The organism is Streptomyces sp. NBC_01210 (genome assembly GCF_036010325.1).
GTDB lineage: Bacteria > Actinomycetota > Actinomycetes > Streptomycetales > Streptomycetaceae > Streptomyces.
The window spans coordinates 8,866,912-8,890,986 of the sequence record NZ_CP108549.1; the positions used below are offsets into that span (position 1 = coordinate 8,866,912).

Below are 24,075 nucleotides of genomic sequence, written 5' to 3' on the forward strand. Positions count from 1 at the left end.
GAAATGAAGGTTCGTCATGGGATTCATCACGCCGAATCTGGCCGACTTCGACCTGAAGAAATGGCGGTCGCGGCCGTATCTGCAGCGCATTCGTCCACTCGCCCAGCACTGGGCCGAGAACGGCTTCGGCACACCGGGGGCGGTCTACGTCCTCTACCTCCTCAAGATCGTGAGCTATGTGCTCGGCGGCGTCGCCGTCACCGCGGCGACGCCAGGACTCGGGTCCATGGGCGACGTCGCGTCCTGGTGGACCGAACCGATCGTCTACCAGAAGATCGTGATCTGGACGCTGCTGTTCGAGGTGCTCGGCTTCGGGTGCGGATCGGGACCCCTGACGCTGCGCTTCGTGCCGCCGGTCGGTGCCTTTCTGCACTGGCTGCGGCCCGGCACCGTCCGGCTGCCTCCGTGGCCGGGTCGTGTGCCCCTGACCCGGGGCACGCGCCGCACCGCGTTCGATGTGGCGCTGTACGCGGCTGTCATCAGCTCGGCGGTGTGGCTGCTGATCTCCCCGGCAAACGCCGGGCCGGTGTCCCGCGAGAACGCCCTCGGTCTGATCGAGCCGGTCCGGCTGATTCCGCTGGCTCTCTCCCTCGCGCTGCTCGGGCTGCGCGACAAGACCGTGTTTCTCGCCGCCCGCGGCGAGCAGTACGGGCTGACTCTGCTGGTCTTCTGCCTCCCGTTCACCGACATGATCATCGGGCTCAAGCTCGTTATGGTGGCGCTGTGGTGGGGCGCGGCGACGTCCAAGCTCAACCGTCACTTCCCGTTCGTCGTGGCCATCATGATCAGCAACAGTCCGCTGCAGCGCGTCAAGTGGCTCAAGCGCAAGCTTTACCGGGGTTACCCGGATGACCTGCGCCCGTCCAAAGTGTCCGGCTTCGCCGCGCACATGGGCACCGTCATCGAGTACGTGGTGCCCCTGGCACTCCTGCTCTCCGACGGCGGCATCACCACGACCGCCGCGCTGACGCTCATGGTCGTCTTCCACCTCCACATCATGTCGACCTTCCCCATGGGCGTGCCGCTGGAGTGGAACGTCTTCTTCATCTTCTCGGCGCTGTTCCTCTTCGGGCACTACGCGGAGATCGGGGTGTCCTCCCTGGACTCTCCGTTCCTGGCCGTCCTGTTGCTGGTGTGCCTGGTCGCCGTGCCTGCGCTGGGGAACGCCAAGCCGCACCTGGTGTCGTTCCTGCCCGCGATGCGCTACTACGCCGGGAACTGGGCCACCAGCACCTGGTGCTTTCGCAGGGGGACAGAGGAGAAGCTGAACCCGCACATCACCAAGGCCGCCGGTATGGCCAAGGATCAGCTCGTCACAATCTACGGAGAGGACCTCGCCGAGCTGATGCTGCACAAGGGCATGGCCTGGCGTTCGATGCACACACACGGCCGGGCGCTCAACGGCCTGCTTCCCCGCGCCCTGGACGACACGGAGGCCTACGACCTGCGCGACGGCGAGTATGTGGCGGGCGGGATCCTGGGCTGGAACTTCGGCGATGGCCACCTGCACAACGAACAACTCCTGGACGCGGTACAGGAGCGTTGCGGTTTCGAGGAGGGCGAGCTGCGCGTCATCATTCTTGAATCACAGCCCCTGCACAGGCAGCGCCAGCATTACCGCATCGTGGATGCCGCAACCGGCCGGATCGAGGAGGGGTACGTGGACGTCAAGGACATGGTCACCCGGCAGCCGTGGCTTGCCGACGACGATGCCTCGATACCGGTGCGCACCGTCGACGGCAGCGCGCGGCGCGTTCACGCACAGGCGGAGACCGTGCATGAGTGACGCGATCGTGGTGGGGGCCGGCCCGAACGGGCTGGCCGCCGCCGTGGCCCTCGCTCAGCAGGGGGTGGCGGTCACCGTTGTGGAGGCCGCCGAGGAGATCGGCGGCGGGGCCAGGAGCAGCGAGCTGACCGTGCCCGGTGTGCTGCACGACCACTGCTCCGCCGTGCACCCGATGGCTGTTGCCTCCCCGTATCTTCAGTCTCTTGGCCTGGAGCGGTACGGCCTTCAGTGGCTTTGGCCCGAGGTGGATCTCGCGCATCCCCTGGCCTCGGGACGGGCGGGGGTGATGGTCCGCTCGATCGAGGAGACCGTCGGCACGCTCGGCGCGGACGGACCGGCCTGGCGCAGCCTGTTCGGCCCGCTGGCGTCGGGGTTCGACGCGCTGACCGAGGACCTCTTCAAGCCGATCGCGCATGTGCCCGCGCACCCGGCTCACCTCCTACGGTTCGGCCTGCGGGCGCTGTTGCCCGCTACCGCCATCGCCCGCCGCTGGCGGAGCGAGGAGGCGCGTGCCCTGTTCGCCGGGGTGGCGGCGCACGCCTTTCACCCGCTGACCCGACCCACCAGCGCTGCTGTGGGACTGATGCTCATCGCCGCCGGGCACCGGTACGGCTGGCCGGTGGTCCGTGGGGGCTCCCGCAACCTTGCCCAGGCGCTGGCCGCACTGCTCAAGGAGCGCGGCGGCACGATCGAGACCGGGGTGCGGGTGCGTTCCCTCGACGAGCTGCCCCCGGCGAGGGCGGTTGTGCTCGACGTCGCTCCGGGTGCCGCCGCCGACATCTGCGGGGATCGCATGCCCTCCCGTGTGGGGCGCGCCTACCGGAAGTGGCGCCACGGCCCGGGGGCGTTCAAGGTCGACCTTGCCGTCGAGGGCGGGGTGCCGTGGAGCAACGAGGCGTGCCGCCGGGCCGGTACCGTGCACCTGGGCGGCACCCTGGAGGAGGTCGTCCACGCCGAGCGGGAGGTCGGCCTGGGCCGCATGCCGCAGCGCCCGTTCGTGCTGCTCTCTCAGCAGTACCTCGCCGACCCCGGCCGCTCGGCCGGAGACGTCCACCCCATCTATGCGTACGCGCATGTGCCGCACGGCTACACAGGCGACGCAACGGAAGCCATCCTGGACCGCATTGAGCAGTTCGCCCCGGGATTCCGCGAGCGTATCGTCGGCCGCTACGTCCGCTCGACCGCCGAACTGCCGCTCTACAATCCGAACTACGTCGGGGGCGACATCGTGACCGGCGCCAACACGGCCCTGCAGGTGGCGCTGCGGCCCCGCGTGGCCCTCGACCCGTACAGCACCGGCATCCCCGGCGTCTTCCTGTGCTCGGCGGCCACCCCGCCCGGCCCCGGAACCCACGGCATGGGAGGCTTCAACGCCGCAAAGTCCGCCTTGCGGTTTCTCGCCCGGTGAGCGGGCAGGAAGGGAGCGCCGACGTGAGCACACCCTCTGACCCGGTCGCGCGGGTGGCGCTCGCCGTACTGCCTCAACGCGAGGAACTCATTGCCACGCTCATCGCCATCATCGAGCGGGAGATCGCGGTCCTCGACCACGACGAGCGGCTGCACAGCCTGCTCGAAGCGAGTGTTACGGAGAATGTCGTCACCTCCCTGCACGTCATGAGCAACGGCATCGACCCGCGAACGGTGGACGCGCCGCCCTCTGCCGTCTCGTACGCCCGCCGACTCGCACAGCGCGACGTCCCGATGTCGGCACTGCTGCGCGCCTACCGCCTGGGCCAGGCGCGCTCCCTCGACCTGGTTCTGGACAAGGCTATGAAACTGCCGGGCGCGAACACCGCGAGCACGGTCATCTCGCTGGTCGGCATCATCGCGGCGTACGTCGACCGGGTGTCCGAACAGGTGGCTCGCGCCTACGAGGACGAACGCGAACGCTGGGTGAGCAGCAGAGGCGCGCTGCGCCAGCACTGGGTCGGTCAGCTGTTGCACGCTGCGTCGCCCAACATCGAACAGGCCGAGGCCGCCCTCGGCTACCGGATGGCCGGGACCCACCTCGCCGTGGAGGGGTGGGTCAACCGCGGGGCTGGGCCGGTCGACGCCATGGGCATCCTCGAGCGCCTGAGTTCCCTCCTGCAGCGGGAGTTCCACACGCGGGACGAACCTCTGCTCGTGCCGACCGACGAGATGGACGTACGCATCTGGTTCCCGGTGAAGGCCGCCTGCCCGGCTGTCGACCCCGACGCGGTGGCGATGGCACTGAGGCGGGCGAAGCTGCCGGTGCGCGTTGCCATCGGCAACGCCCGCCCCGGCCTGGAGGGCTTTCGCCGCAGTGCCCGCAGCGCCTCGCGGGCCAAGGCGGTCGCGCTGGCAGCGGGCGACGCCGCGCCCCGTGCCGTCTCCTTCGCCCAGGTGGCTCCACTGGCCCTGCTGGCCGACGAGCCTGACGAGCTGGCGGACTTCGTCGCCGACACCCTCGGCGGCCTGTCGGTGGACGATCCGTGGCGAAATTCCCTGCGCGAGACTCTGCGGGTCTTTCTTGCGACCAACCGCAGCTACGCCGCCACGGCCGAGCAGCTGACGGTGCATCGCAACACGGTTCACTACCGCGTCCAGCAGGCCGTCGAGAAGCACGGCGTTCTTGTGGAGGACAACGCGTTCGCGCTCCAGCTCGCCCTGGCCATCTGCCACTGGCACGGTGCCACCGTCCTGCGCCCGGCTGTCCAGTGAAGCGCCACGAGCCTGGCATCCCTCTGGGGGTTACCAGGCGCGTTGGGCCCTCCGGTCTGCGGTGCAACCGGCGCCGCGGTCGCATGCGGCTCAGACGAAGGCGCTTTCGCCGGTGATCGCCTTGCCGACGATGAGGGTGTTCATTTCGCGGGTCCCCTCGAAGGAGTAGATCGCCTCGGCGTCGGCGAAGAACCGCGCGACGTCGTAGTCCAGCACGATGCCGTTACCGCCGAAGATCTCCCTGCTCCACGACACGACCTCCCGCATCCGTGAGGTCACGAACGCCTTGGCGAGCGCGGAGTGCTCGTCACGGAAGATACCGGCGTCCTGCAGACGGGCCAGCTGCACGAGCATGCCCCAGCAGGCGGTGACGTTGCCCAGGCTCTTGACCAGGAGATCCTGCACCATCTGGAACCGGGCGATCGGCCGGCCGAACTGCCGCCGCTCCTTGGCATACTCCAGCGCCAGCTCGTAGGCGCCGATCATCACACCCAGAGCCTGCCACGCCACCCCGCTGCGGGTGGCGCGAAGGATCTCCGCCACGTCCCGGAAGGAGTTGATCCGCTGGAGGCGGTTGGCCTCCGGCACTTTGACGTCGGTCAGGGTGATCTCCGCGTTCTCCACGATCCGGAACGCGATCTTGTTCTCGATCTTGACGGGGGAGAAACCGGGGGTGCCCTTTTCCACGACGAATCCTTTGACCTTGTCGTCGTCCTCGTCGCGCGCCCAGACCACGACCAGGTCGGCGAAGGTCGCGTTGCCGATCCACTTCTTGGCGCCGTTGAGGACCCAGTTCTCGCCGTCCCACTTGGCGGTGGTGCGCATTCCGCCGGCTACATCGGAGCCGCCGAGCGGTTCGGTCATCGCGAAGGCTCCGATCTTGTCCAGTGCGGCCATCGCGGGGAGCCAGCGGTCCTGCTGCTGCTGATCGCCGCCCCGGTAGATGCTGTACATCCCGAGACCGTTGTGCACGCCGAAGAAGGTCGCGGACGAGGCGTCGGTGCGGGTGTACTCCATCGAGAGCATGCCGATCAGCAGGTTGCTCCCGGCGGGCAGCGGGCTCCCGTACCCCTCGTAGGGCACGCCCGCGAGCCCCAGCCCGCGGAACTTGTCCACCAGTTGGTGAGGGAACTCTCCCTTGGCCCAGTACTCGTTGACCAGGGGCTTGACCTCGGTACGCATGAAGGTCCTCGCCTTGAGGAGCAACTTGCGCTCTTCCGGCGGCAGCAGGTCCTCGTAGCGGTAGAAGTCGGCGCTGAGGGCGTCGCCGGAGCGTTCCTTCTCGGCGGCCTCGGTGAGCGGGGTGGTCATGACCTGGTCTCCTCAACGTTCCTGGACGCGTTGTCCAGTGCGGACAGCACGGCGAGCTGCTTGCGGTCGCGCTCCTGGGCGAGTTCGCCGTACGAGCGGGAGCCGTAGGAGTTCTCCACGGCTTGGATCAGCCGTTCCCTCTGCTCGGGCCCCTGCTCGGGGTGGCCCAGCACGTCCCACATCGCCTGCATCGACATACCGATGTGCTCGGCCATGTGCCGGTAGCCGCCGGGGCCTCCCCCCAGGTGGGCCCCGAGGAACGGGCCCACCGTCGCCCACCGCAGCCCGAGCGAGTTCACCACCACGGTGTCCAGCTCGTCCGGCCCGATGACACCTTGCTCGACCAGGTAGATGGCCTCGCGACTCAGCGCGTTCTGAAGGCGGTTGCCGACGAAGCCTGGAATCTCCTTGCGTTCCACCACCGGAACCCGGCCGACGAAGCGGTAGAAGTCCACCGCCCGGGCCACCGAGTCCGCACCGGTGCGCTCGCCGGGCACCACTTCCACCAGCGGCACCAGGTGCGGCGGGTTGAACGGGTGACCGATCAGGATGCGCGCGGCGTCCTCGAGTTCATCGGTGAACGCCGTGGCGCAGATGGCCGAGGACGAACTCAGCAGCAAGGCGTGGGCCGGGGCCTCGTGCACCAGGGTGGTGAACAGCTCGCGTTTGAAGCCGACGTTCTCCGGACCGTTCTCCTGCACGATGTCGGCGTCCCGTACGGCTTCGGCGACGTCGGGTGCCAGGTGGACCCGGCCGGCCATGTCCCGCACGTCCAGTCCCTGCTGGGCCAGTTGCGGGGCCGACTCGGCCAGTGCTGTGTCGACCGCCTCGGCGAGGTCGGGACGCGGATCGCTGACCCGTACGGTCAGGCCGTGGGCGGCGAACAGGGCGGTCCATGACAGGCCGATGGTTCCGGCGCCGACCACCGCCGCGGTGGTGAACGACTCAGTCATCAAAGGTCTTCTTTCTGCGTCGTCGGATTACTGCTCATCGGTTCAGCGCGCGAGGTAGTCGTGCACCGGCTTGACCGGAGCGAGCGTGAGGTCGGTCAGGATGTGACTCGCGGAGACGATCTCGCGCACCGGCAGGTCGGCCATCGGGGCGAGGACGTGCGCGAACAGCTGGAGGCGCGCCGGGCCGGTCCAGGCACCCTTCACCACGACGTCGGTGATCTCGGTGCGTACCAGCTGCGCCACCTGCGGCGCGCCGTCGAAGCCGGGGACCATCTTCAGCATGTACGTCGGCACGGTGATCTGCGCCGTCGCCTCGTCCGGGTCCAGGTCGTGGTGCTTGTAGCCCATCGTCGCGGTCGCCACGCGCTGCGTGCCGTAGTCGAGGACGCCGACGAGGGTGCCGTGGTCCACATACAGGGCGGGCGATCCGACCGTCTTCGGGAACGCGCCGGCCTCCCGACCGGAGGCGGTGGCCGGGAAGTTGTCCAGGTACATGGCGTGCAGGTACTCGCCCCGCTCGCCTTCATGGCGGACCTCGATGGCCTGACCGGCCTCGGTGTAGGGCCCGTACCCGGTGACATCGCCCATCCGCATGATCTCGAACCGCACCAGCGGATCGTCGATCTCCAGTGGCTCGGGTACCACGGCGCGCAGCGCTTCGGCGTCGGTGCGGTAGACGATGTTGAGGTACTCGCGGTCGGTGAACCGTGGAACGACCGGCGGGTATGCCGGGTTCACCAGGGGGGTGGCGATGCGCCGGGATACGTCCTGCTGCTTCATGATCTCGTCCTTCCTGAAGCTATTTGCCCTGCCAGACCGGAGTACGGTGCTCCGCGAACGCGGTCATGCCCTCCAGCACATCGGCGGAGGCCATAAGGCCGGCCAGCTCACGGGCCTGTGCGGCGAACGCGTCGGACTCGGGTGCGCCGTCGGCGGCTCGGACGACCCTCTTGACGGCGGCGAGCGCCAGCGGGGCGTTCTCCGCGAGCTGCTCCGCCCACTGCAGCGCGGCTGCGGCGGCGTCGCCGGAAGGCACGACCCGGTTGACGATGCCGAGCCGTGCGGCCCTTTCCCCGGAAATCGGCTCGCCGCTCAGCAGCAGCTCCATGGCCAGGTGGTGAGGGATCCGTTTGGGCAGCCGGATCACACCGCCACCGGCCGCGATCAGACCCCGTTTGACCTCCGGCAGGCCGAACTTCGCGTCTGCCGCCGCGACGATGAGGTCGCAGCCGAGGGCCAGTTCGAAGCCGCCGCCCATCGCCCAGCCCTCCACGGCGGCGATCAACGGCTTGGTGGTCTCGGCCTGGGTCAGGCCGCCGAACCCGCGCCCCGGGACCTCCGGTGATTCCCCGGCCAGCGCGGCCTTGAGGTCCATTCCGGCGCTGAACACGCCCTGGGCGCCGGTCAGCACACCGATCCGCAGATCGGGCTCGGCCTCCAACTCATCGAGCGCGGCGGCGAGTCCGGTGGCGACGGCCGCGTTGACCGCGTTGCGCGCGGCGGGCCGGTCGATGGTGATGAGCAGGCACGCGCCGATGGTCTCGGTGCGCACCTGAGCGGTGGGGTTCATGTGCGGCTCCTTCTTCTCAAATCGATGGGGGTCAGTGCCGGGTGGCGAGCTCGCGGAAGACCTCGTCGGTGTGCTGGCCGGGAAGCGGGGCGAGGCGGCGGATCGAGCCGGGAGTGGCGGAGAAGCGCACCGGGATGCCGACTGTGTGGATGGCGCCCTCGCTCGGGTGCTCGACGACATCGAGCAGATGGCCTTCCCTCACGTACGGGTCCTCGCCCGCACGGTCCAGTTCCAGCACCGGTGCCATCGGAATGCTGTACTTGGCGCAGATACGCTCCCACTCCTCGCTGGTGAAGACGGGCGAGCACTCCTCGACGAGATCCATGAGCGCGTCGATATCGGCATCGGCGATCGCCTCGCCGTTCACCCGCGGGTCCTTGGCGAGATCGGTACGGCCTGCGGAGGTGAAGAAGTCGCGGAAGTTCTGCGGACCGTAGGGGATCACACAGGCAAGGCCGTCCCTGGTGGGCACCGCCCGGTGGCCCTTGGCCATCGAGAGCGGGAACCCGGTGGAGCCCACCGGCGGCTCGAAGACATGGCCCGCGAGGTGCTCCACGAGATTGAACGCGAGGACGGTGTCGGTCATTGGGATCTCGACGTGCTGGCCGGTACCCGCCTTGCTCCGGTGAAGCAGCGCGGCGAGCACCGAGTAGACGATGGTCAGCGCCGAAACCTTGTCGCCGAGAATCGTCGGCAGGTAGACCGGCCGGCCGATCGCCCTGTTCGCCACGTCCACCAGGCCGGAGGCAGCCTGCACCGTCTCGTCGTAGGCGGCGCTGCCGGCCCGCTCGGAGTCACTGCGGAAACCCTGCGCGTGCGCGTAGACCAGGCGCGGGTTGCGCGCGGCGATCTCGGAGTATGCGAGACCGAGGCGGTCCAGCGCGCCGTGGCGCATATTGGTGATCAGCACGTCGGCGGTGTCGATGAGCTTGAGCGCTTGCTCGCGACCGGCCTCGTCCTTCAGATTCAGCGACACGCTTCGCTTGTTGCGGTTGACGTTGAGGTTCAGAGGCGTCATCCCACGGGTGTTGCGGTACTCACCCAGCCGTATGGTGTCCGACGGTGACTCGATCTTGATCACGTCCGCGCCGAGATCGCCCAGGATCTGCGCGGCGTAGGGCCCCATCACCACAGTCGACAGGTCGATCACCCGGACTCCGTCCAGGGGGCCGGTGCTCTTCTCGGCCGTGCTGTCCATCATTACTCCTGCTCTCGCGGCACTTCATTTTGACCGTTCGTCATCGACGTTAGCGTCGAAATGGAGAGCAGGGAATGATCATGTAAAGAACAATGGCATGACCGCAGCGGTCATGCCATTGTCATTATGGTAGAGGGGTATTGACGGCTTGCTCAGACGGAAATCGCGTCGCCGAAAATCTGCCGGGCGCTGGTGATGAGGCTTTCGAGGTCTGCGCCCTCGGCTGCCCGGTCCTTACGGAACAACAGCCCGGTGACCAAGTCGGGTTGGAAGTCATCGACCGGCATGACGACCACGTTGTCCAACCGGTAGAGGTGCATAGGGCTTTCCGGGGAAAGCATAGTCATCGAGAACGCGATGCCACTGGAGATCAATTCGGAAGTACCGGAATAGTCGGCCATGTTGATTCGGATTCTCTTCTTGACTCCAGCGGAATGCAGCCGGGTGTCGATCTCCTCGAAGTATGCCGGAGTGGCGTCATAAGGTGTGGCCACATATGACAGATCCACCAGATCATCGAGCGTGACTGAATTCCGGCCGAGGAACCGGTCGGCCGGGACTGCGGCGCCAAGACGTTCCCTCATGACCTCGATGATCTCGAGCGCAGGTTCGGCGACCGGCAAACGCGCCAGAGCGAGCGCCAGCCTGCCCTCACGGACGGAGGTCACCAGGCTCGCTGTGGTGCCGGGCCAGCGCTTGACCTCGGACATCTCGCGACAGGCATCCTCGAGCAGACGGACGCGGCTGCGCAGAATGGGGTGCACCCCGGGCGGCATACCCATGAACACCGTGCGGCGCTGGCGCCGGACGGCCTCTCGCAGCCGCCATGGTATCGAGTTGACTCGCTCGAGAACCTCGCGCGCCATCGGCAGCAACGCGGCGCCGGCGGGCGTCAGTTCAACCCGGTGCGTGGTGCGCTCGAACAGCACTTGGTCGAGCTCGCGTTCAAGATCTTTGATCCGCTGGCTCAGCGGAGAGGGTGCCATGTGGAGCTTGCGCGCCGCCTGCGAAAAGTTGAGCTCTTCGGCGACGGCCACGAAATAGCGCAGGTGCAGCATCTCCACGCGGTAACAGTACCTGCGGCCCCGCCCCGACAACTCGGGCGGCTTCGCAACCACTTGTGGCCGGCCTCTCCCCTCCATGCGCGGACTCGAGTGGATCTCAGGCGCAAGGCAGCATAGAAACTCACCGCTCATCGGTCTCAGCCTGATCCAGATTGAGTACACCCCGGCCCGGCGGAGCGAAAACTTCCAACGCTGGCAGGGAGAAGATGCTGGCCGGGACGGAGCCGACGAGGGGCCCTGAGACGGCACCGCAGCTGTCGGCACGCGGCCGTCGTGCAGGCACACCAAGGCCGGGGCGGCTCGTCGCCGCTCTCCTGGAAGGGCGGGACGCGATGACGGATGAGGACGGTGAAGCGTCTGCCTTTCCGCGCCTCTTCATCGCTGTGGCCCGCCCGACTGACGGTGACGCAAGTCGAGTCGCAGAACGAGCGGATCATTCGGTGGGCCCGGCCTGCAGGGCCCAGCAGAGGCTTGCTCGCGTCCAACGGCTCAGTGACAGCGGGGTTACGGAACGGACGCTTGCCGGTTCAAGTGGTCAGGGTCGACCGCTGATTCGAGGGTGAGCCTTTGGTTAACGACTCAATCCCGGCGCTTGGCGCCTCGCTGCCAGAGGTGTATTGGCTGGACTCCCCGCTGCAATGCGCTGACGACTGCGTATGGTGTGCGCAGATGTGTCAGTTCGGCGCCCGCGCCCCACAGCTCCCCACAGTCCTTGTGTCTGAGGTAGTGCCCTTGGCGACGCGGACAGGCGCCCGGCGCGGACGGCGATGCTTTCTGCGGCGGTCTGCGCAGTCGTGTCAGCAATACTCGCTGTGACGCTGACGTGATTCCCCAGAGCTGTCACCGGGCGGGCCGCAGCGACCATCTGTCGGGGCTCCCCGCAACGTGGTCGGCCTCATGCCTCCCGTGTACTGGTTGCTCAGTCCGTCGGAATGGCCGGCGGGGTCTCGCCCGCCACGTGTGGGTCGCCCACCTCCGCGGTGTAGTCGGCGGGCGAGGTCTGGTCCGTGCCCGAGGGCGCGTTGACTGCCTTCAGCACGAGGGTCAGCACCAGCGCCACCAACAGATTGAGCACAAAGGCCGTCAGGCCGATGTAGCCGATCTGCCCGATACCCGGGATCTCGGCGGAGCTGCCGCCGAAGTGTGAGCCAGGCTTGGTGCCGGGGACCTCGTACGCCTTCCAGGTGCCGTACCCCATGCCCGCCACTCAGCCGGCCAGCAGCGCCCAGCTCTGGAACCACCGGGTGAACAGACCTGCCACGATGGCCACGAACGTCTGCAGGATCCAGATGCCTCCGAGGAGTTGCAGGTTGATGGCAAACTGTTTGGTCGATTCCGAGAACGAACGCCACCGCGCCGATCTTTACCACCAGCGACGTCACCTTGGAGACGAAGGTCTCCTGCGCGGGAGTGGCGTCCGGCTTGAGGAACTCCTTGTAGACGTTACGGGTGAACAGGTTCGCCGCTGCGATCGACATGATGGCCGCTGGCACCAGTGCGCCGATACCGATCGCGGCGAAGGCCACGCCTGTGAACCAGTCCGGGAACATGACGGCGAACAGCTGCGGCACGGCAAGCTGCGCTTTGTACCCGGTCACGCCCTGGCCGACGCCTGCCGCGATGGCCATGAAGCCCAGCAGTGCCAGCAAGCCCGTGTCCGCGCCGATGCGTTCCCTTCGGCGGCGAGTAGTCGCCCTGGCGCGGTCGAACCTGCGGGACACGACCCGACCGCGCTGAGGCGCCCCTGCCTCGTACGGGTTCAGCTTCTCGTCGCTCGTCACCGTCACGCGTGCCGGTGGGTGCGCCTGTTTCCGGTGATGAGCCGGTAGAGGGCTAGCAGGATCAGGGAGCCGACGATCGCCGCGACCCAGGTGGAGAGGTCGAAGAAGCCGTCGATCGAGTCGACGCCGAAGATGACCTTGCCGAGCCAGCCTCCGAGAAGGCCGCCGGCGATGCCGATGAGCATGGTGATGATGATGCCGCCGGGGTCCTTGCCAGGCATCAGAAGCTTGGCGATCATTCCGGCGAGCAAGCCGATGAGTATCCAGGCGATGATGCCCATGATGATCCTCTCCCGTCTCGGGGATGTACGGCTGAGTTCAGTTATCGTCTGCGCCGGGGAACCGGGTTTAAACAGCGGCATCCACGCCGCCAGGCTCATCCACCGCGATTGGTGACCATCGGCGGACCGAAGGTGATCGGCTTCGGCATCGCCCCCCGCCTTGGATGCCGCCACATCGGCGGCCTGACCTCCACCGGGGCGGTGATCGGCTCGCCCGGCTTCATGTCACCGGAAACAGATCCGGGGCGAGAGACTGACCGAGGCGAGCGCCGAAGGTGCGACGGCGGCGGAGCGGGCGGCCTGGAGACCGGGCCCGGTGATGACGCCCGGATCGACGGCGTGTTCCTCAGTGGCCGGATCGGGTTGTAGGCGATCACTGCTACTCAACTTGATGGGGTGATGTCGGCTTGGTTGGGAGTGCGCCCGTAAACGAGCGCATCTGGCCCACTAGGCGTATATGTGAAGCCATTGGTAGTGCAAACATGGTGCGGTAAGGCAAACCGTGTGGGTGCTCCGTTCCTTCCGGGCCGTGAGCGCGGCCCGGCAGCAGGAGATGCACTGTGAAAGTCCTGCAACCCACGCTGGCGAAGGTGCCGTGGATGCTCGCGGCGCTGGCCCTCGTGGCTGGCGTCCTCCTGGACCTTTTCGCGCCCCAGCCGTACACGGGACTCCCGCTGCTGGCCGCCGCGCCGCTCGTCGCGGGCGCCACGCTCTCCTTCCGCTCCGCCCTCGCCGTCGTGTGTGTCACGTGCGTGGTCTCGGTGGCGGTGGATATCGAACGCGGACGTCCGGCGACGCCATTGTTTGTCGATCTGGCCGTGGTCGGCTTGATCGGCGTGCTGGCTCTCGCGGTCAACCGGCTCATTGTGCGGCAAGGGCGCGATCTGGCGATGGCCAGGGATGTCGCGGAGGCAGTCCAGCGGGCGGTGCTCCCGGACCCGCCGAGTGAGGTCGGGCCGCTGACCGTGGCTGCGGGGTATACGGCGGCGCAGGCCGAGGCGCGGATAGGCGGTGATCTCTTCGCGGTGCAGGAGACGCCGTTCGGGGTGCGGATGATCATCGGAGATGTGCGGGGCAAAGGTATGGCGGCTGTCGCCGCCGTGTCGGTCGCGATCGGAGCGTTCCGTCAGGAGGCCGAGTACGCTCCCACCTTGGTCACGTTGGGTCAGCGGATGGACGAGGCGCTGGCCAGGGCAGCGGCCCGGAGCGGCCCGGTGATCTCCACGGAGGACTTCACCACCGCTGTGCTGGCTGAGGTCTCCGCCGACGGCGAGGTGCTGAGCCTGGTGAACCGCGGGCATCCGCCCCCGTACCTGGTTCACGATGGACAGCTCGTGCGGCTCGACCCGACCGCCCCACAGCTGCCCCTCGGGGTGGGGCTGGGCGATATCACTCCTGCTGCTTCCGTGCCCGTCGATGTGGTGCGGCTGCCCCCGGGGGCCTCGCTGCTGCTGGTGACTGACGGTGTCACCGAGGCGCGGGACAAGCGGGGGACTTTCTATGATCCGGTCTCCTCAGGGCGCATGCGCAGACGGTTCAGGGACCCCGATGCACTGGTGGATGCCCTCACCAAAGACGTCGGCCTCTGGACCGAGGGCGAACACGAGGACGACATGGCCATCCTGGTGGTTTCCCGGCGCCGCCCTCCCCGCGCCGCCTGATCAGGAAGCGAGCCCCACGGCGCCGCCTCCGCTACGGGAACATGACTGCGAGGGGCGTGCTGCAGCAGGGGCCGGTGGTCAGCGGCTGGTTCGGTGGGCGGTGCGAGGATCCCCCCGGTGGCACACACGGTCAGCGGCCCAGGGCTTGCCGCAGCTGCTGCTTGTTCATCGACGAGCGTCCGTCGATGTTGCGCTTCTTGGCCTCCTCGTACAGCTGGTCCCTCGTCGGTCATTGCGCCCCGCCGTGAGAAGGCTCGCCGCCGCGCTGGGATGCGGACTTCTTGTCCTGCGTGGAGGCTTGCTGGCCGTCTTCGACTCCCCAGCCCTGGCCCGCTCCTTGTTGACCGTCCGCGAAGCAATCTCCTTCGCGCGCCCAGGGGAGGCGCCGCGCTTCTCGGTGCTCTCCTTGATGTGCTCGTACTGACGCTCCCGCTTGGGGCTGGAACCTGTCGGCATGACACCTCTCCTTAGTTTCGGACAGCTCAGTCGACCGAGTTGTCTGGACCCACTCAGCACTCACTCAGCGCCTGCCCGCGGCCGACAAACACACACCGACGACCGCAGCAACTACCGCCGAATACCGTTCCGCCCGGGACACCAGACCGCCAATCGGGCGGCAAAGGGCAGCGCCGCGGGGATCCGGGATGGCACCTGTGCGCTAGGCCGAAGGCGTCCTCGGCCTTCGTGCCGCCGTACGAAGCCAGAGTGGAATCGCCTCCCGTGATGTTCTTCCTCCAGTTCTGAAGCACGACGGCGGCCGCGCTGGGCAGTCGAGGGCCTTTTGGCATGAGGCGTTCGAGACTGACGGGAATGTGGGTCGTTCACTCCGGAACATGATCCTGCAAAGGAACACTGTGCGCCTGCGGCTCCAGTTGTCCTTAAACGCGAGAGCCTTCAGCCGCTCGGCGGATGTCTTGAGGTCCTTGAAGCTGTTGCAGCAGTCGCAGACGCCGTCGGACGGTTCGCCGATTCTCCGGTTGAGCAACCGTAGGTGACAATTCCAGCAACCAGCGCGGCGCTTGCCGATGTCCGTTCGCTTCTTCAGCACAGCCGCCATGCCCCTCGAGGTGACTGTCCCGCGGCGGAAATTGTTGTGCCTGCATGAAGATGCGGGGTCCGGGTAGGCGCCGCACCATCGGGAGTACCAACTTGTGCCTGGCGTAAAGGAGATGTGTGGTGCTGATGGCTCACCCTGCGGTGCTGGAGAACCTGATCGAGCAGTACGAGACCTTGAGGGTTCTGCATGCCGAGGACGGCGGCCCGGAGGGCCAGCGGCGCATGGATGACCTCGCCTACACGCTGTGCGTGTCCACCGGCACCCGCGACGTGGATGCCGCGCTGGTCGCCGCCCGCCACCGGCTGCCCGGTGCGCGCCCCGAAGACGACTCCGTCCTCGCAGACTGACATTCCGGTACTCGAACGAGCAGCGCCCGTCCCCGCCCGCCGCGGCGGAGGTGTGGGCTGTTCGCCAGGACATCTGGCCCGACCCGAAGGGCTCTGCTACGTGTGGGGGATGTCCGACATCGATACCTCAGCCCCGCATCCCGTTGCGAGACCCCAAGTTCTCGGCTGTCGCCGCCGCGGCCGCACTTGGGTGGTGACGGTCGGCGGCGACCTCGACACCAAGGCGCTGGCACCGGTGCAGAAGAAGTTCGACGAGCTCCTTTTCGCAGGCGCTAAAGCGATCGTGGTTGACGCCAGGGCGGTGACCTCGGCTGACGCCGGCCTCCTCGCCCTGCTTCTTCCACTGCACCGTCAGACGGCGCTCTATCTGGCCGCCCCCTCCCCGCCTGTCCGGCAGGTGCTCAAGGCGGCTGGCGGTGGAAGCGGCGTGCCGTGCGCGTCATCACTGGGCGAGGCGCTGGATGCGATCGGGACCTGACCGTCGGCCATGGACACCGATCCTGCACCCGAAGACAGAAAAGTCGCCTCGAGCCAACCTCCAGCCGACGAGGTGACGGCTCTGAAGGAGGAAGTGCACCAGCTCCACCAGGCGGTGCGTTCACACGCAGTGGTGGACCAGGCGATCGGCGTCCTCATGACTGCCGCGCGCACGGACGCCGATCAGGGCTTCACCGTGCTGCGGGAAGTGTCGCAGCACACCAACATCAAACTGCACCGCGTCGCCGAACTCATCGTCACCGGGCGATGACCGGTCAGCTCCCGCCTGGCATCCGCAGCGAGGTGGAGAAGTCCCTCGCCCGGCACCGTCCGCCACCCGGACGCTCGGGCTGCCCCCGTCCCGGACCGAGCCTATTCGCCTGCCCCTCGGCCCTCCTCACCAGCTGGTTCGAGTGCCCAACGGAGGCCGGAGGGGAGAGCCTTCCGTCGCGCGGTCGCGGTAGCGCCGTCGAGAGCCGCAGCCGTTGCGCGCCCCCGCGCTACTCCCGCATTGCCCCCGATGAAAGCCGCACCAACCACGACAACGCACCCTGCGTCGGTCGCGAACGCGCTGCTCCGATCTGGGCTACGGATCGGTAGTCGGCTGGGTGTGCAGGCTGCTGCATGGAGTGGAACCATGGCTTCCATGAGGAACTGCGCTGTCGTCGTGATCGACATGATCAACACCTATGATCATCCCGATGCGGAGCTCCTCCTCCCCTCTGCCGTGAAGGCTGTCCCGGCGATCGTCCGACTGATCGAGCGTGCCCGGGAGCGCAATGTTCCGGTCATCTACGTCAACGACAACTTCGGTGAGTGGCGCTCGCATCACGGCGAGATCGTGGAGACGGCTCTCGCCGGTCGGCACGCCGATCTGGTAGAGCCGCTGAGACCTGACGACGACTCCCTCTTCATCGTCAAAGCGCGACACTCGATCTTCTACGGGACCCCGCTGTCCTACCTGCTCACCCAGTTGGACGTGGGGCACATCATTCTGTGCGGACAGGTCACTGAGCAGTGCGTGCTCTATTCCGCCCTCGATGCTCACATCCGGCATCTGCAGGTGACCGTGCCGGACGACGCCGTCGCGCACATCCACGCCGATCTGGCCGACGCCGCTCTGCGGATGATGCAACGCAATATGAACGCCGACATCCGCAGCAGCGAGGACATTGAGTTGTAGGCAGGCCGCAACCCTTCACAGGCGTGCGTGGAGGATGTTGCTGGCGGCGGCGGGCGCAGGTGTGGCCGTACCGTCGACCATGTCCCTGGGTGAAACTCTGCACGCTGTCGACGCCCGACCTCAGGCTTCAAGCAGCCTGGCCGACGCGCCGGAGTGAGGAGCCGAGCATGCTGGACGCGGTGGTCGTCGGAGCAGGTCCCGGACGGTCTGGTAGCGGCGAATCTCCCGGCGGATGCGGGCTGGAGCGTCGAGGTTCTCGAGGCGCAAAGTGAGTCTGGAGGCGCTGTTCGGAGCGACCTCGGAGTGCACCCGACTATGTGAACGACAGGTTCAGTGCCTTCTCCCCGCTCGCCGCGGCGCCACCTGTCATCCAGGGCCTGAACCTGCAGGCCGAGGGCTTGCGTTGGGCCCACCCGCCCTCCGTGCCGGCCCATCCCCTCCCGGACGGGCGCTGTGCCGTCCTCAAGCGGTCACAGGACCGGACCCGCGCAAAGGCTGGACTCCTTCGCCGCCGGGGACGGAGCCGCCTGGTCGCGTATGTGCGGCACCTGGGAGCAGATCAGCAGGGATCTCCTCGACGCGCTGTTCACGCCCTTCCCCCCCGCTGAAGGCCGGGGCCCGTCGCGCTCCGGCTGCGTGGACATCGGTCTGCCTCTGGCGCGGTCTCTCGTGCTGCCCGCCCGGTGGCTCGGCGAGGAGGAATTCCGTGGTGCGGCGTTTGATGCTGGCAGGGAATGCGCTGCATGCGGATCTGGCTCTGGAGGCCGCAGGCAGTGGCGGCTTCGGATGGCTGCTGTGCATGCTCGGCCAATACCACGGCTTCCCAGTTCCGGCCGGAGGTGCGGGACAGCTGTCAGCCGCGATGGTCCGTCGCCTCGAACGCCGTGGCGGCACGGTGCGCTGCGGCGAACCTGTGCGCGAAATCGACGTCCGAGGGGGCCGTGCCATCGGTTAACCCGCCGCCCTGCGTATATCTCACGGGCTCAGGGCTACAGGGCTGGATCCACGTGCGAGTGTCGGCTTCGAGGGCTTGCACCGATCTGTGGGTGCCGCGGTGGATGAGTTTGTCAGTGAGGTGTCCGAACCATCGCTCGACCCGGTTGATCCAACTGGAACCCGTCGGTGTGAAGTGGACGTGGAAGCGGGGGCGTCGTCCGAGCCAGGCTTTGATCGCGGGCGCCTTGTGGATGGCCTAGCTGTCGCAGACCAGGTGGACATCGAGTTCGCCCGGCACCGCCTTGTCTATGTTGACCAGGTTTCTTGAACTCCACGGCCGGGTGGCGGCGGTGAAGGGAACCGATGACGCTTCCGTCTTCGATGTCGAACGCGGCAACAGACTGGTCACGCCGTTTCGTTGGAAGGGTAGGTGGTGGTGCGTGCCGGTGAGCTGATGAAATTCGTCGTCTCATCCGCCAGTCGCGCGTCCTGTCCGTGGTTCAAGGTGCCACCATTAAAGCCGCGGGTAAATCGCGGACTATTCGGGACGGGAACGATGACGCAGGATCAGCAACAAGCCATGTCTGCCGAATCGGTCACCAACAAACGAATTAGTGCCGGCGTCAGGCTCATGGGCTGGCTGACAACCACGGACCACAAGGTCATCGGCAATCTGTACATGGTTACGGCGTTCGGATTCTTCTTGCTGGCCGGGCTGTTGGCCATGTTGATGCGAACGGAACTCGCCCGCCCCGGTCTGCAGATCGTCAGCGCCCAACAATACAATCAGCTGTTCACCGTGCACGGCACGGTCATGATGCTGCTGTTCGCCACACCGATGTTCGCCGGTTTCGCCAACGCTGTTATGCCGCTGCAGATCGGCTCGCCAGATGTCGCTTTTCCCCGCCTCAACGCGCTCACCTACTGGCTGTTTCTCTTCGGCGGGTTGATCGTCGTGTCCGGATTCGTCGTCCCGGGCGGGGCGGCGGCCTTCGGGTGGTTTGCCTATGCCCCTCTCAACAGTTCCGTGTTCTCGCCTGGCGCCGGCGGTGACCTGTGGGCAATGGGTCTGGTGCTCTCCGGGCTCAGTACGACGCTGGGAGCCGTGAATTTCGTCGCCACCATCGTGTGCCTGCGTGCGCCAGGAATGACGATGTTCCGCATGCCCATTTTTACATGGAACGTTCTCTTCACGTCGATCCTGGCGCTGCTGGCCTTTCCAGTGCTCACCGCCGCGCTGCTCGTCCTCGAGGCCGACCGGAAGTTCGGCGCCCATATCTACGACTCCGCCAATGGCGGCGCGCTGCTCTGGCAGCACCTCTTCTGGTTCTTCGGCCACCCGGAGGTGTATATCGTCGCGTTGCCGTTTTTCGGTGTGGTGAGCGAGATCCTCCCTGTGTTCAGCCGGAAGCCGCTGTTCGGTTACGTCGGTATGGTCGGTGCCACAATCGGCATCACCATGCTCTCAGCAGTCGTCTGGGCTCATCATATGTTCGCCACGGGAGCCGTGCTTCTGCCGTTCTTCTCCATGATGTCCTTCGTCATCGCCGTACCGACCGGAGTCAAGTTCTTCAACTGGATCGGCACCATGTGGCACGGCAGCGTCTCCTTCGAGACGCCCATGCTCTGGTCGCTTGGATTCCTTGTCACCTTCCTGCTCGGTGGCCTCAGTGGAGTGCTGATTGCTTCGCCCCCGATGGACTTCCATCTGACTGATTCATACTTCATCGTGGCCCACCTCCACTACGTCCTCTTCGGGACAGTGGTCTTCGCGATGTTCGGCGGGTTCTACTTCTGGTGGCCGAAGTGGACCGGACGCATGCTCGACGAACGGCTCGGGCGGATCCACTTCTGGACTCTATTCGTCGGATTCCAGACAACTTTCCTGGTCCAGCACTGGCTCGGCGAGCAAGGTATGCCGCGACGTTACGCCGACTACCTCGCGGCTGACGGTTTCACTCTCCTCAATACAATTTCCTCGATCGGCTCATTTCTCCTGGGCCTGTCGACACTGCCGTTCCTCTACAACGTGTGGCGTACCCATCACTCCGCACGGAGGGTCGAGGTCGACGACCCGTGGGGATTCGGCCGGTCCCTCGAATGGGCGACCTCCTGCCCCCCGCCGCGCCACAACTTTTACGCTCTGCCCCGAGTACGCTCCGATTCCCCGGCGTTCGACCTGAAGTATGGCGCTCTGATGGAAAAACCGCGCATCGGCCCTGGAGAAAACACGCCGACTGAGGACACGCCGGGGGGCGCGAACGCATGAAGACGGAGAGCATTGTGTTCGCCGGTGTCGCCGCATTTTTTCTTCTGACCGACGTTCTCTACGCTGTGTGGTCCAAGGAGCCGGCCGGTACGGCGGCGCTCACCGTCGCCTTCCTGATGGCTTTGCTGGTCTCGTTCTTCTTCGGGGCGAACTACCGCAGGAAGGGGAGCCGCCCGGAGGACCGCAAGAAGGGATATGTGCAGGAGCGGGCCGGACTGGTCGCGTTCTTCCCCCCGCACAGTGCCTGGCCAGTGCTGACCGCCGGCGGTGCCGCCTTACTCGCCCTCGGGACGGTGTTCGGACTGTGGCTCCTTCTGATCGGTGTAGGGGTGGCCCTGGCCGGAGTGTGCGGGATGGCCCTCCAGTACGCCGGGTCTGCAGACTGAGGCTTCACACGAGTGGCTCGCCCGGTCTGTCAGTCGTGGTGATCGCCAACCGGGTCCGGCGGAGCCGTCCGTTGCGCGATCTTGGCTCGCTGCTCGTCCGTAGCAGGCAGCTCGACGTAATCGCGGTAGAACCAGACGCTCAGAGCCGTGTTCAGCCGCCGCCGGCGCGAGACCGGGCCTTCGGCGGGCAGGCTCAGGGGTTCCGGGATGTCCCGCAGCAGCAGACGGTAGCGGGTGGGGGGACTGAGGGCGCGATGACTTTCGGACAGCTCGCCGTAGGGCGATTGAGTCACCTGTCCGGTTTCCTCTCCCTCGGTCAGCAGGCGCCGGTCGCGCATCTGAAGAGCGAGACATAGGCGCTTGGTCGCAGCAAACGCCAGCGGGGGAGCAAGTACCAGCGCGATACGCAGAATCCAGGTCATGGTGTTGACCGAAACCCGGAAGGAGAAGGCGATGACGTCGTTGCCGCCGGCCAGGAGGAGAATCGCGTAGAAGACGATGGCCGCCACGCCGAGTCCAGTGCGGGTCGGGCGATTGCGCGGCCGGTCGCACAGGTGGTGTTCACGGCGGTCGCCGGTCACCCACTTCTCGAAGAAAGGATAGAGGAACAGCACGGTGAAGACGACGCCGGGCAGCACCACTGCGGGAATCAAGACATTCCACATGATGGTGTGGCCCGCAAAATTGGTCTCCCAGGGGGGCATGAGTCGCATCGCTCCCTCCAGGAACCCGACGTACCAGTCCGGCTGGGCGTCACCGGAGACCTGATCGGCGCGGTATGGGCCGTAGGCCCATACGGGGTTGATCTGGGCAAGGGCCCCGAGAAATGTAAGCACGCCGAAGACCATGAGGAAGAAGCCGGTGGACTTCGCGGTGAACTGAGGGAACATCGGCTGACCGACGACGTTGCTGTTGGTCTTTCCCTGGGCAGCCCACTGCGTGTGTTTGAGATAGACGACCAGGATGAGATGAGCAACGATCAGGGCAACAATGAGGCCGGGAACGAGCAAGAGGTGCACGACGTACAGGCGGGGGAGGATGACATGGCCTGGGAACTCTCCGCCGAAGACGGCCATCTCCAGATTCGTCCCGACGATGGGAACTGAACCGACGATGGTGGCCGCCGTACGCAGACCTGTAGCGGACAGCAGGTCGTCGGGCAGCGAGTAGCCCGCGAAGCCTTCGAGGAGGGCGAGGAGAAACAGCGTCACGCCCACAATCCAGTTGGCCTCTCGGGGCTTGCGGAAAGCTCCGGTGAAGAAGACCCGCAGCATGTGAACGGTGATCGCGGCGAGGAACACCAGTGCCGCCCAGTGGTGTACCTGACGGATCAACAGGCCGCCGCGTACGTCGAAGCTGATGTCGAGGGTGGAGGAGTAGGCCTGTGTCATGCTCCGCCCCTGCAGCGGCTCGTATGGACCGGTATAGACGCTCTCCACCATGCTCGGGTCGAAAAAGAGGGTGAGATAGGTACCGGTCAGCAATAGCACCAGGAAGGAGTAGAGAGCCACTTCACCGAGCAGGAAGGACCAGTGGTCGGGGAAGGCTTTGCGCAATAGCTGCCTGGCCAGTTCGGCGACGGGCAGCCGCCCGTCTACCGCCGTGAACCCGCTGATGGTGGCTTCCCCGGCCCTGGCCTTCAATCGCGTCCTGCGCTTCTGAAGGGGCATGCACCACTCTCCCGACGATCCCGTGAACATGCGCCATCGAGCGCCGCTTCGCCAGTCATGGATAACCCACGGGCCGCGGACTCAATCGCTGTCAGCGACAAAGGCCTCACTGCGAGCCCTGGCGAAGAACAGCAGCCCATCGCAGACGTACAGGAGTCGCGTCCATCGAAGCCTTCTCGGGTGGAAGCCGGGCCTTTAGTTCAGGTCGGGGAGGAAACGCGTCCTTGGTTCGGGGACGCGAACATCCTCGCCGCCGGCAGGCGAAGAGGCGAAACGCCTGCGGAGGGCCGGTACGGTCAGGTGCGTCAACACGGCCCCCGGCATGGTCCCTTGAAACAGGAACCCACTCGAAAGCCCGCCCCGCAACGGCGGGCCAGTCGGAAATGCCCACCCTTTAGGGAGGCTGTCAATCCGAGGCACTCCCCGCTCCGACTCCATCCCTCCCTCAGAGGCGGCGCCAGGAGTCGTCATGAAAATGGGAGCCGGCCTTGGGTCCCATCCGCAGCATCCCTCCGTCGACCGCCCACGACGCTCCAGTTACATAGGAGGCATCCGGGCTGGCTAAGGGCTGTTCCGTAAGTGATCTTGATGTGTGATGATCTTGGGTTGTGGCTGGTGTGATCACGGCGGAGCCGTCTTGGATGGCCCCGTTCACCGGGCTGAGCCCGCGCGCCTTCGGCAAGTGTCATCGACCACCTCGGACCGAAGCTCGCGCTCCAGCCACGGCGCTGCCTCCGCAAGGACGCCGTACTGATCGTGGACGGCAAGTACTTCGTCGGCTGACGTGCGCCGGCGGCGAGGAGACGTGGGTCACACGCCCCACCGTGTCACAGGGCGACGGGCTACCTCGTCTCAGGGGGTGTAGCCACTGACGACCACGGAGGAGCACACGATGGACGCGCGACTGAACTACTTCGCCAGCCCGACCGCCGGCAAGGCCTTCAAGCACTTCATGGCGGCGGGCAAGGCGATCAAGGAATCCTCCCTGCCGGCCGCGACGCAGGAGCTGGTGGCGCTGCGCGTGAGCCAGATCAATGGCTGCGCAGTCTGCATCGACATGCACACAAAGGAGGCCGCCGCAGTCGGCGAGACCTCGGTGCGGCTGAACCTGGCGGCGGCGTGGCGGGAGGCCACGGTCTTCACCGAGGCCGAGCGCGCCGCCCTGGAGCTGGCGGAGCAGGCGACTCGGGTCGCCGACGCGGCCGGCGGTGTGAGCGACGAGGTCTGGGCGCGTGCGGCCGAGCACTACGACGAGGAGCAGCTCACCGCCCTGGCGGTCCTGGTCTCCTTCATGAACACGGCGAACCGGCTGAATATCATCGCTCAGCAGCCGGCCGGCGACTACGAGGTCGGGCAGTTCCACTGAACAGGCCCCCGCCCCTGGCCCAGGCCGGGGGCGGGCCGGGGGCGTTGTGCTGTCCCGCCGACGAACCGGATGATCTTCAGAGGATGCCTCGCCGGCG

At 66.7% G+C, this 24,075-nt stretch carries 21 protein-coding genes and 4 pseudogenes; 13 read left to right on the forward strand and 12 right to left on the reverse strand.

All coding sequences use genetic code 11. From position 1 onward, the window contains the following. Window positions 1-16 precede the first annotated feature (16 nt). Genes OG735_RS39990 through OG735_RS40000 form a run of 3 tightly spaced genes read left to right on the forward strand, consistent with a single transcriptional unit; the run spans window position 17 to window position 4,468 of the window. Window positions 17-1,786, forward strand: a complete 1,770-nt coding sequence (locus OG735_RS39990) for a DUF3556 domain-containing protein (protein WP_327328038.1) — start codon at window positions 17-19, stop codon at window positions 1,784-1,786. Further along, window positions 1,779-3,194, forward strand: a complete 1,416-nt coding sequence (locus OG735_RS39995; protein ID WP_327328039.1) for a phytoene desaturase family protein — start codon at window positions 1,779-1,781, stop codon at window positions 3,192-3,194. Before OG735_RS39990 ends, OG735_RS39995 begins: the two co-directional genes overlap by 8 nt. Window positions 3,195-3,217: 23 nt before the next feature. After that, window positions 3,218-4,468 carry a PucR family transcriptional regulator gene (locus OG735_RS40000; RefSeq protein WP_327328040.1) on the forward strand — a complete coding sequence of 417 codons (1,251 nt, stop codon included), beginning with the start codon at window positions 3,218-3,220 and terminating at the stop codon, window positions 4,466-4,468. A 90-nt stretch (window positions 4,469-4,558) separates the two neighbouring features. Here OG735_RS40000 and OG735_RS40005 read toward each other — a convergent pair whose 3' ends face one another. The 8 genes and pseudogenes from OG735_RS40005 to OG735_RS40040 form a co-directional block, all read right to left on the reverse strand. Continuing rightward, window positions 4,559-5,779 carry an acyl-CoA dehydrogenase family protein gene (locus tag OG735_RS40005; RefSeq protein WP_327328041.1) on the reverse strand — a complete coding sequence of 407 codons (1,221 nt, stop codon included), beginning with the start codon at window positions 5,777-5,779 and terminating at the stop codon, window positions 4,559-4,561. Next, window positions 5,776-6,732: a 3-hydroxyacyl-CoA dehydrogenase NAD-binding domain-containing protein gene (locus tag OG735_RS40010; RefSeq protein ID WP_327328042.1), complete on the reverse strand. Its 957-nt coding sequence runs from the start codon at window positions 6,730-6,732 to the stop codon at window positions 5,776-5,778. Before OG735_RS40010 ends, OG735_RS40005 begins: the two co-directional genes overlap by 4 nt. Window positions 6,733-6,774: 42 nt before the next feature. Continuing rightward, window positions 6,775-7,512, reverse strand: coding sequence for an acetoacetate decarboxylase (locus OG735_RS40015; protein ID WP_327328043.1), 738 nt, complete (start codon window positions 7,510-7,512; stop codon window positions 6,775-6,777). Window positions 7,513-7,531: 19 nt separating this feature from the next. Then, on the reverse strand, window positions 7,532-8,302 hold the full coding sequence (locus OG735_RS40020) for a crotonase/enoyl-CoA hydratase family protein (protein ID WP_327328044.1): 771 nt from the start codon (window positions 8,300-8,302) through the stop codon (window positions 7,532-7,534). A gap of 31 nt (window positions 8,303-8,333) precedes the next feature. Further along, on the reverse strand, window positions 8,334-9,500 hold the full coding sequence (locus OG735_RS40025) for a CaiB/BaiF CoA transferase family protein (RefSeq protein ID WP_442812571.1): 1,167 nt from the start codon (window positions 9,498-9,500) through the stop codon (window positions 8,334-8,336). A gap of 152 nt (window positions 9,501-9,652) precedes the next feature. After that, on the reverse strand, window positions 9,653-10,558 hold the full coding sequence (locus tag OG735_RS40030) for a LysR family transcriptional regulator (RefSeq protein WP_327328621.1): 906 nt from the start codon (window positions 10,556-10,558) through the stop codon (window positions 9,653-9,655). Between the two features lie 925 nt (window positions 10,559-11,483). After that, a pseudogene (locus OG735_RS40035) lies at window positions 11,484-12,216 on the reverse strand (sodium:solute symporter); the annotation flags it as partial. Window positions 12,217-12,347: 131 nt separating this feature from the next. Beyond that, entirely contained in the window at window positions 12,348-12,626 is a 279-nt protein-coding gene (locus tag OG735_RS40040; protein WP_327328046.1) for a GlsB/YeaQ/YmgE family stress response membrane protein, read from the reverse strand. Between the two features lie 111 nt (window positions 12,627-12,737). Here OG735_RS40040 and OG735_RS42215 point away from each other — a divergent pair, with 111 nt between their 5' ends. Together OG735_RS42215 and OG735_RS40050 are read left to right on the forward strand one after the other, a co-directional pair. Next, window positions 12,738-12,995, forward strand: a complete 258-nt coding sequence (locus OG735_RS42215; protein WP_442812650.1) for a hypothetical protein — start codon at window positions 12,738-12,740, stop codon at window positions 12,993-12,995. Between the two features lie 191 nt (window positions 12,996-13,186). Then, window positions 13,187-14,287, forward strand: coding sequence for a PP2C family protein-serine/threonine phosphatase (locus OG735_RS40050; protein ID WP_442812572.1), 1,101 nt, complete (start codon window positions 13,187-13,189; stop codon window positions 14,285-14,287). Between the two features lie 130 nt (window positions 14,288-14,417). Here OG735_RS40050 and OG735_RS40055 read toward each other — a convergent pair. After that, window positions 14,418-14,743 (reverse strand): annotated as a pseudogene (locus OG735_RS40055) (plasmid stabilization protein). Between the two features lie 720 nt (window positions 14,744-15,463). On the opposite strand from OG735_RS40055, the gene OG735_RS40060 reads away from it, so the two are divergent. The 5 genes and pseudogenes from OG735_RS40060 to OG735_RS40080 form a co-directional block, all read left to right on the forward strand. Next, complete coding sequence (locus OG735_RS40060; protein WP_327328047.1) at window positions 15,464-15,691, forward strand: DUF5133 domain-containing protein; 228 nt, start codon at window positions 15,464-15,466, stop codon at window positions 15,689-15,691. 109 nt (window positions 15,692-15,800) lie between these two features. Beyond that, complete coding sequence (locus tag OG735_RS40065; RefSeq protein WP_327328048.1) at window positions 15,801-16,169, forward strand: STAS domain-containing protein; 369 nt, start codon at window positions 15,801-15,803, stop codon at window positions 16,167-16,169. 9 nt (window positions 16,170-16,178) lie between these two features. Continuing rightward, complete coding sequence (locus OG735_RS40070; protein ID WP_327328049.1) at window positions 16,179-16,439, forward strand: ANTAR domain-containing protein; 261 nt, start codon at window positions 16,179-16,181, stop codon at window positions 16,437-16,439. A gap of 375 nt (window positions 16,440-16,814) precedes the next feature. Further along, complete coding sequence (locus tag OG735_RS40075; protein WP_327328623.1) at window positions 16,815-17,351, forward strand: cysteine hydrolase family protein; 537 nt, start codon at window positions 16,815-16,817, stop codon at window positions 17,349-17,351. A 167-nt stretch (window positions 17,352-17,518) separates the two neighbouring features. Next, window positions 17,519-18,303, forward strand: a pseudogene (locus OG735_RS40080) (phytoene desaturase family protein); the annotation flags it as partial. On the opposite strand, the gene OG735_RS40085 reads toward OG735_RS40080, so the two are convergent. Further along, window positions 18,205-18,540, reverse strand: coding sequence for a transposase (locus OG735_RS40085; RefSeq protein WP_327328624.1), 336 nt, complete (start codon window positions 18,538-18,540; stop codon window positions 18,205-18,207). The pseudogene OG735_RS40080 and the gene OG735_RS40085 sit on opposite strands and share 99 nt — an antisense overlap. A gap of 327 nt (window positions 18,541-18,867) precedes the next feature. On the opposite strand from OG735_RS40085, the gene ctaD reads away from it, so the two are divergent. Further along, window positions 18,868-20,556, forward strand: coding sequence for an aa3-type cytochrome oxidase subunit I (ctaD, locus tag OG735_RS40090; protein WP_327328625.1), 1,689 nt, complete (start codon window positions 18,868-18,870; stop codon window positions 20,554-20,556). Next, complete coding sequence (gene ctaF / locus OG735_RS40095; RefSeq protein ID WP_327328050.1) at window positions 20,553-20,942, forward strand: aa3-type cytochrome oxidase subunit IV; 390 nt, start codon at window positions 20,553-20,555, stop codon at window positions 20,940-20,942. The genes ctaD and ctaF overlap by 4 nt, the downstream gene beginning before the upstream one ends. 29 nt (window positions 20,943-20,971) lie before the next feature. On the opposite strand, the gene qcrB is transcribed toward ctaF, so the two are convergent. Together qcrB and OG735_RS40105 are read right to left on the reverse strand one after the other, a co-directional pair. Continuing rightward, the gene (gene qcrB / locus OG735_RS40100) at window positions 20,972-22,612 is read right to left on the reverse strand and encodes a cytochrome bc1 complex cytochrome b subunit (protein ID WP_327328626.1); all 1,641 of its coding nucleotides are present in this window, start codon (window positions 22,610-22,612) and stop codon (window positions 20,972-20,974) included. 445 nt (window positions 22,613-23,057) lie between these two features. Then, window positions 23,058-23,177, reverse strand: a pseudogene (locus OG735_RS40105) (SDR family oxidoreductase); the annotation flags it as partial. A 327-nt stretch (window positions 23,178-23,504) separates the two neighbouring features. On the opposite strand from OG735_RS40105, the gene OG735_RS40110 reads away from it, so the two are divergent. Next, window positions 23,505-23,978, forward strand: coding sequence for a carboxymuconolactone decarboxylase family protein (locus OG735_RS40110; protein WP_327328051.1), 474 nt, complete (start codon window positions 23,505-23,507; stop codon window positions 23,976-23,978). Window positions 23,979-24,075 lie beyond the last annotated feature (97 nt).

Bases quoted from the DNA above. Each gene is read 5' to 3' on its own strand.
- OG735_RS39990 (WP_327328038.1), top strand. From the start codon at position 17: ATGGGATTCATCACGCCGAATCTGGCCGACTTCGACCTGAAGAAATGG.
- OG735_RS39995 (WP_327328039.1), top strand. From the start codon at position 1,779: ATGAGTGACGCGATCGTGGTGGGGGCCGGCCCGAACGGGCTGGCCGCC.
- OG735_RS40005 (WP_327328041.1), bottom strand. From the start codon at position 5,779: ATGACCACCCCGCTCACCGAGGCCGCCGAGAAGGAACGCTCCGGCGAC.
- OG735_RS40010 (WP_327328042.1), bottom strand. From the start codon at position 6,732: ATGACTGAGTCGTTCACCACCGCGGCGGTGGTCGGCGCCGGAACCATC.
- OG735_RS40015 (WP_327328043.1), bottom strand. From the start codon at position 7,512: ATGAAGCAGCAGGACGTATCCCGGCGCATCGCCACCCCCCTGGTGAAC.
- OG735_RS40020 (WP_327328044.1), bottom strand. From the start codon at position 8,302: ATGAACCCCACCGCTCAGGTGCGCACCGAGACCATCGGCGCGTGCCTG.
- OG735_RS40025 (WP_442812571.1), bottom strand. From the start codon at position 9,500: ATGGACAGCACGGCCGAGAAGAGCACCGGCCCCCTGGACGGAGTCCGG.
- OG735_RS40030 (WP_327328621.1), bottom strand. From the start codon at position 10,558: ATGCTGCACCTGCGCTATTTCGTGGCCGTCGCCGAAGAGCTCAACTTT.
- OG735_RS40040 (WP_327328046.1), bottom strand. From the start codon at position 12,626: ATGGGCATCATCGCCTGGATACTCATCGGCTTGCTCGCCGGAATGATC.
- OG735_RS40065 (WP_327328048.1), top strand. From the start codon at position 15,801: ATGTCCGACATCGATACCTCAGCCCCGCATCCCGTTGCGAGACCCCAA.
- OG735_RS40070 (WP_327328049.1), top strand. From the start codon at position 16,179: ATGGACACCGATCCTGCACCCGAAGACAGAAAAGTCGCCTCGAGCCAA.
- OG735_RS40075 (WP_327328623.1), top strand. From the start codon at position 16,815: ATGAGGAACTGCGCTGTCGTCGTGATCGACATGATCAACACCTATGAT.
- ctaD (WP_327328625.1), top strand. From the start codon at position 18,868: ATGTCTGCCGAATCGGTCACCAACAAACGAATTAGTGCCGGCGTCAGG.
- ctaF (WP_327328050.1), top strand. From the start codon at position 20,553: ATGAAGACGGAGAGCATTGTGTTCGCCGGTGTCGCCGCATTTTTTCTT.
- qcrB (WP_327328626.1), bottom strand. From the start codon at position 22,612: ATGCCCCTTCAGAAGCGCAGGACGCGATTGAAGGCCAGGGCCGGGGAA.
- OG735_RS40110 (WP_327328051.1), top strand. From the start codon at position 23,505: ATGGACGCGCGACTGAACTACTTCGCCAGCCCGACCGCCGGCAAGGCC.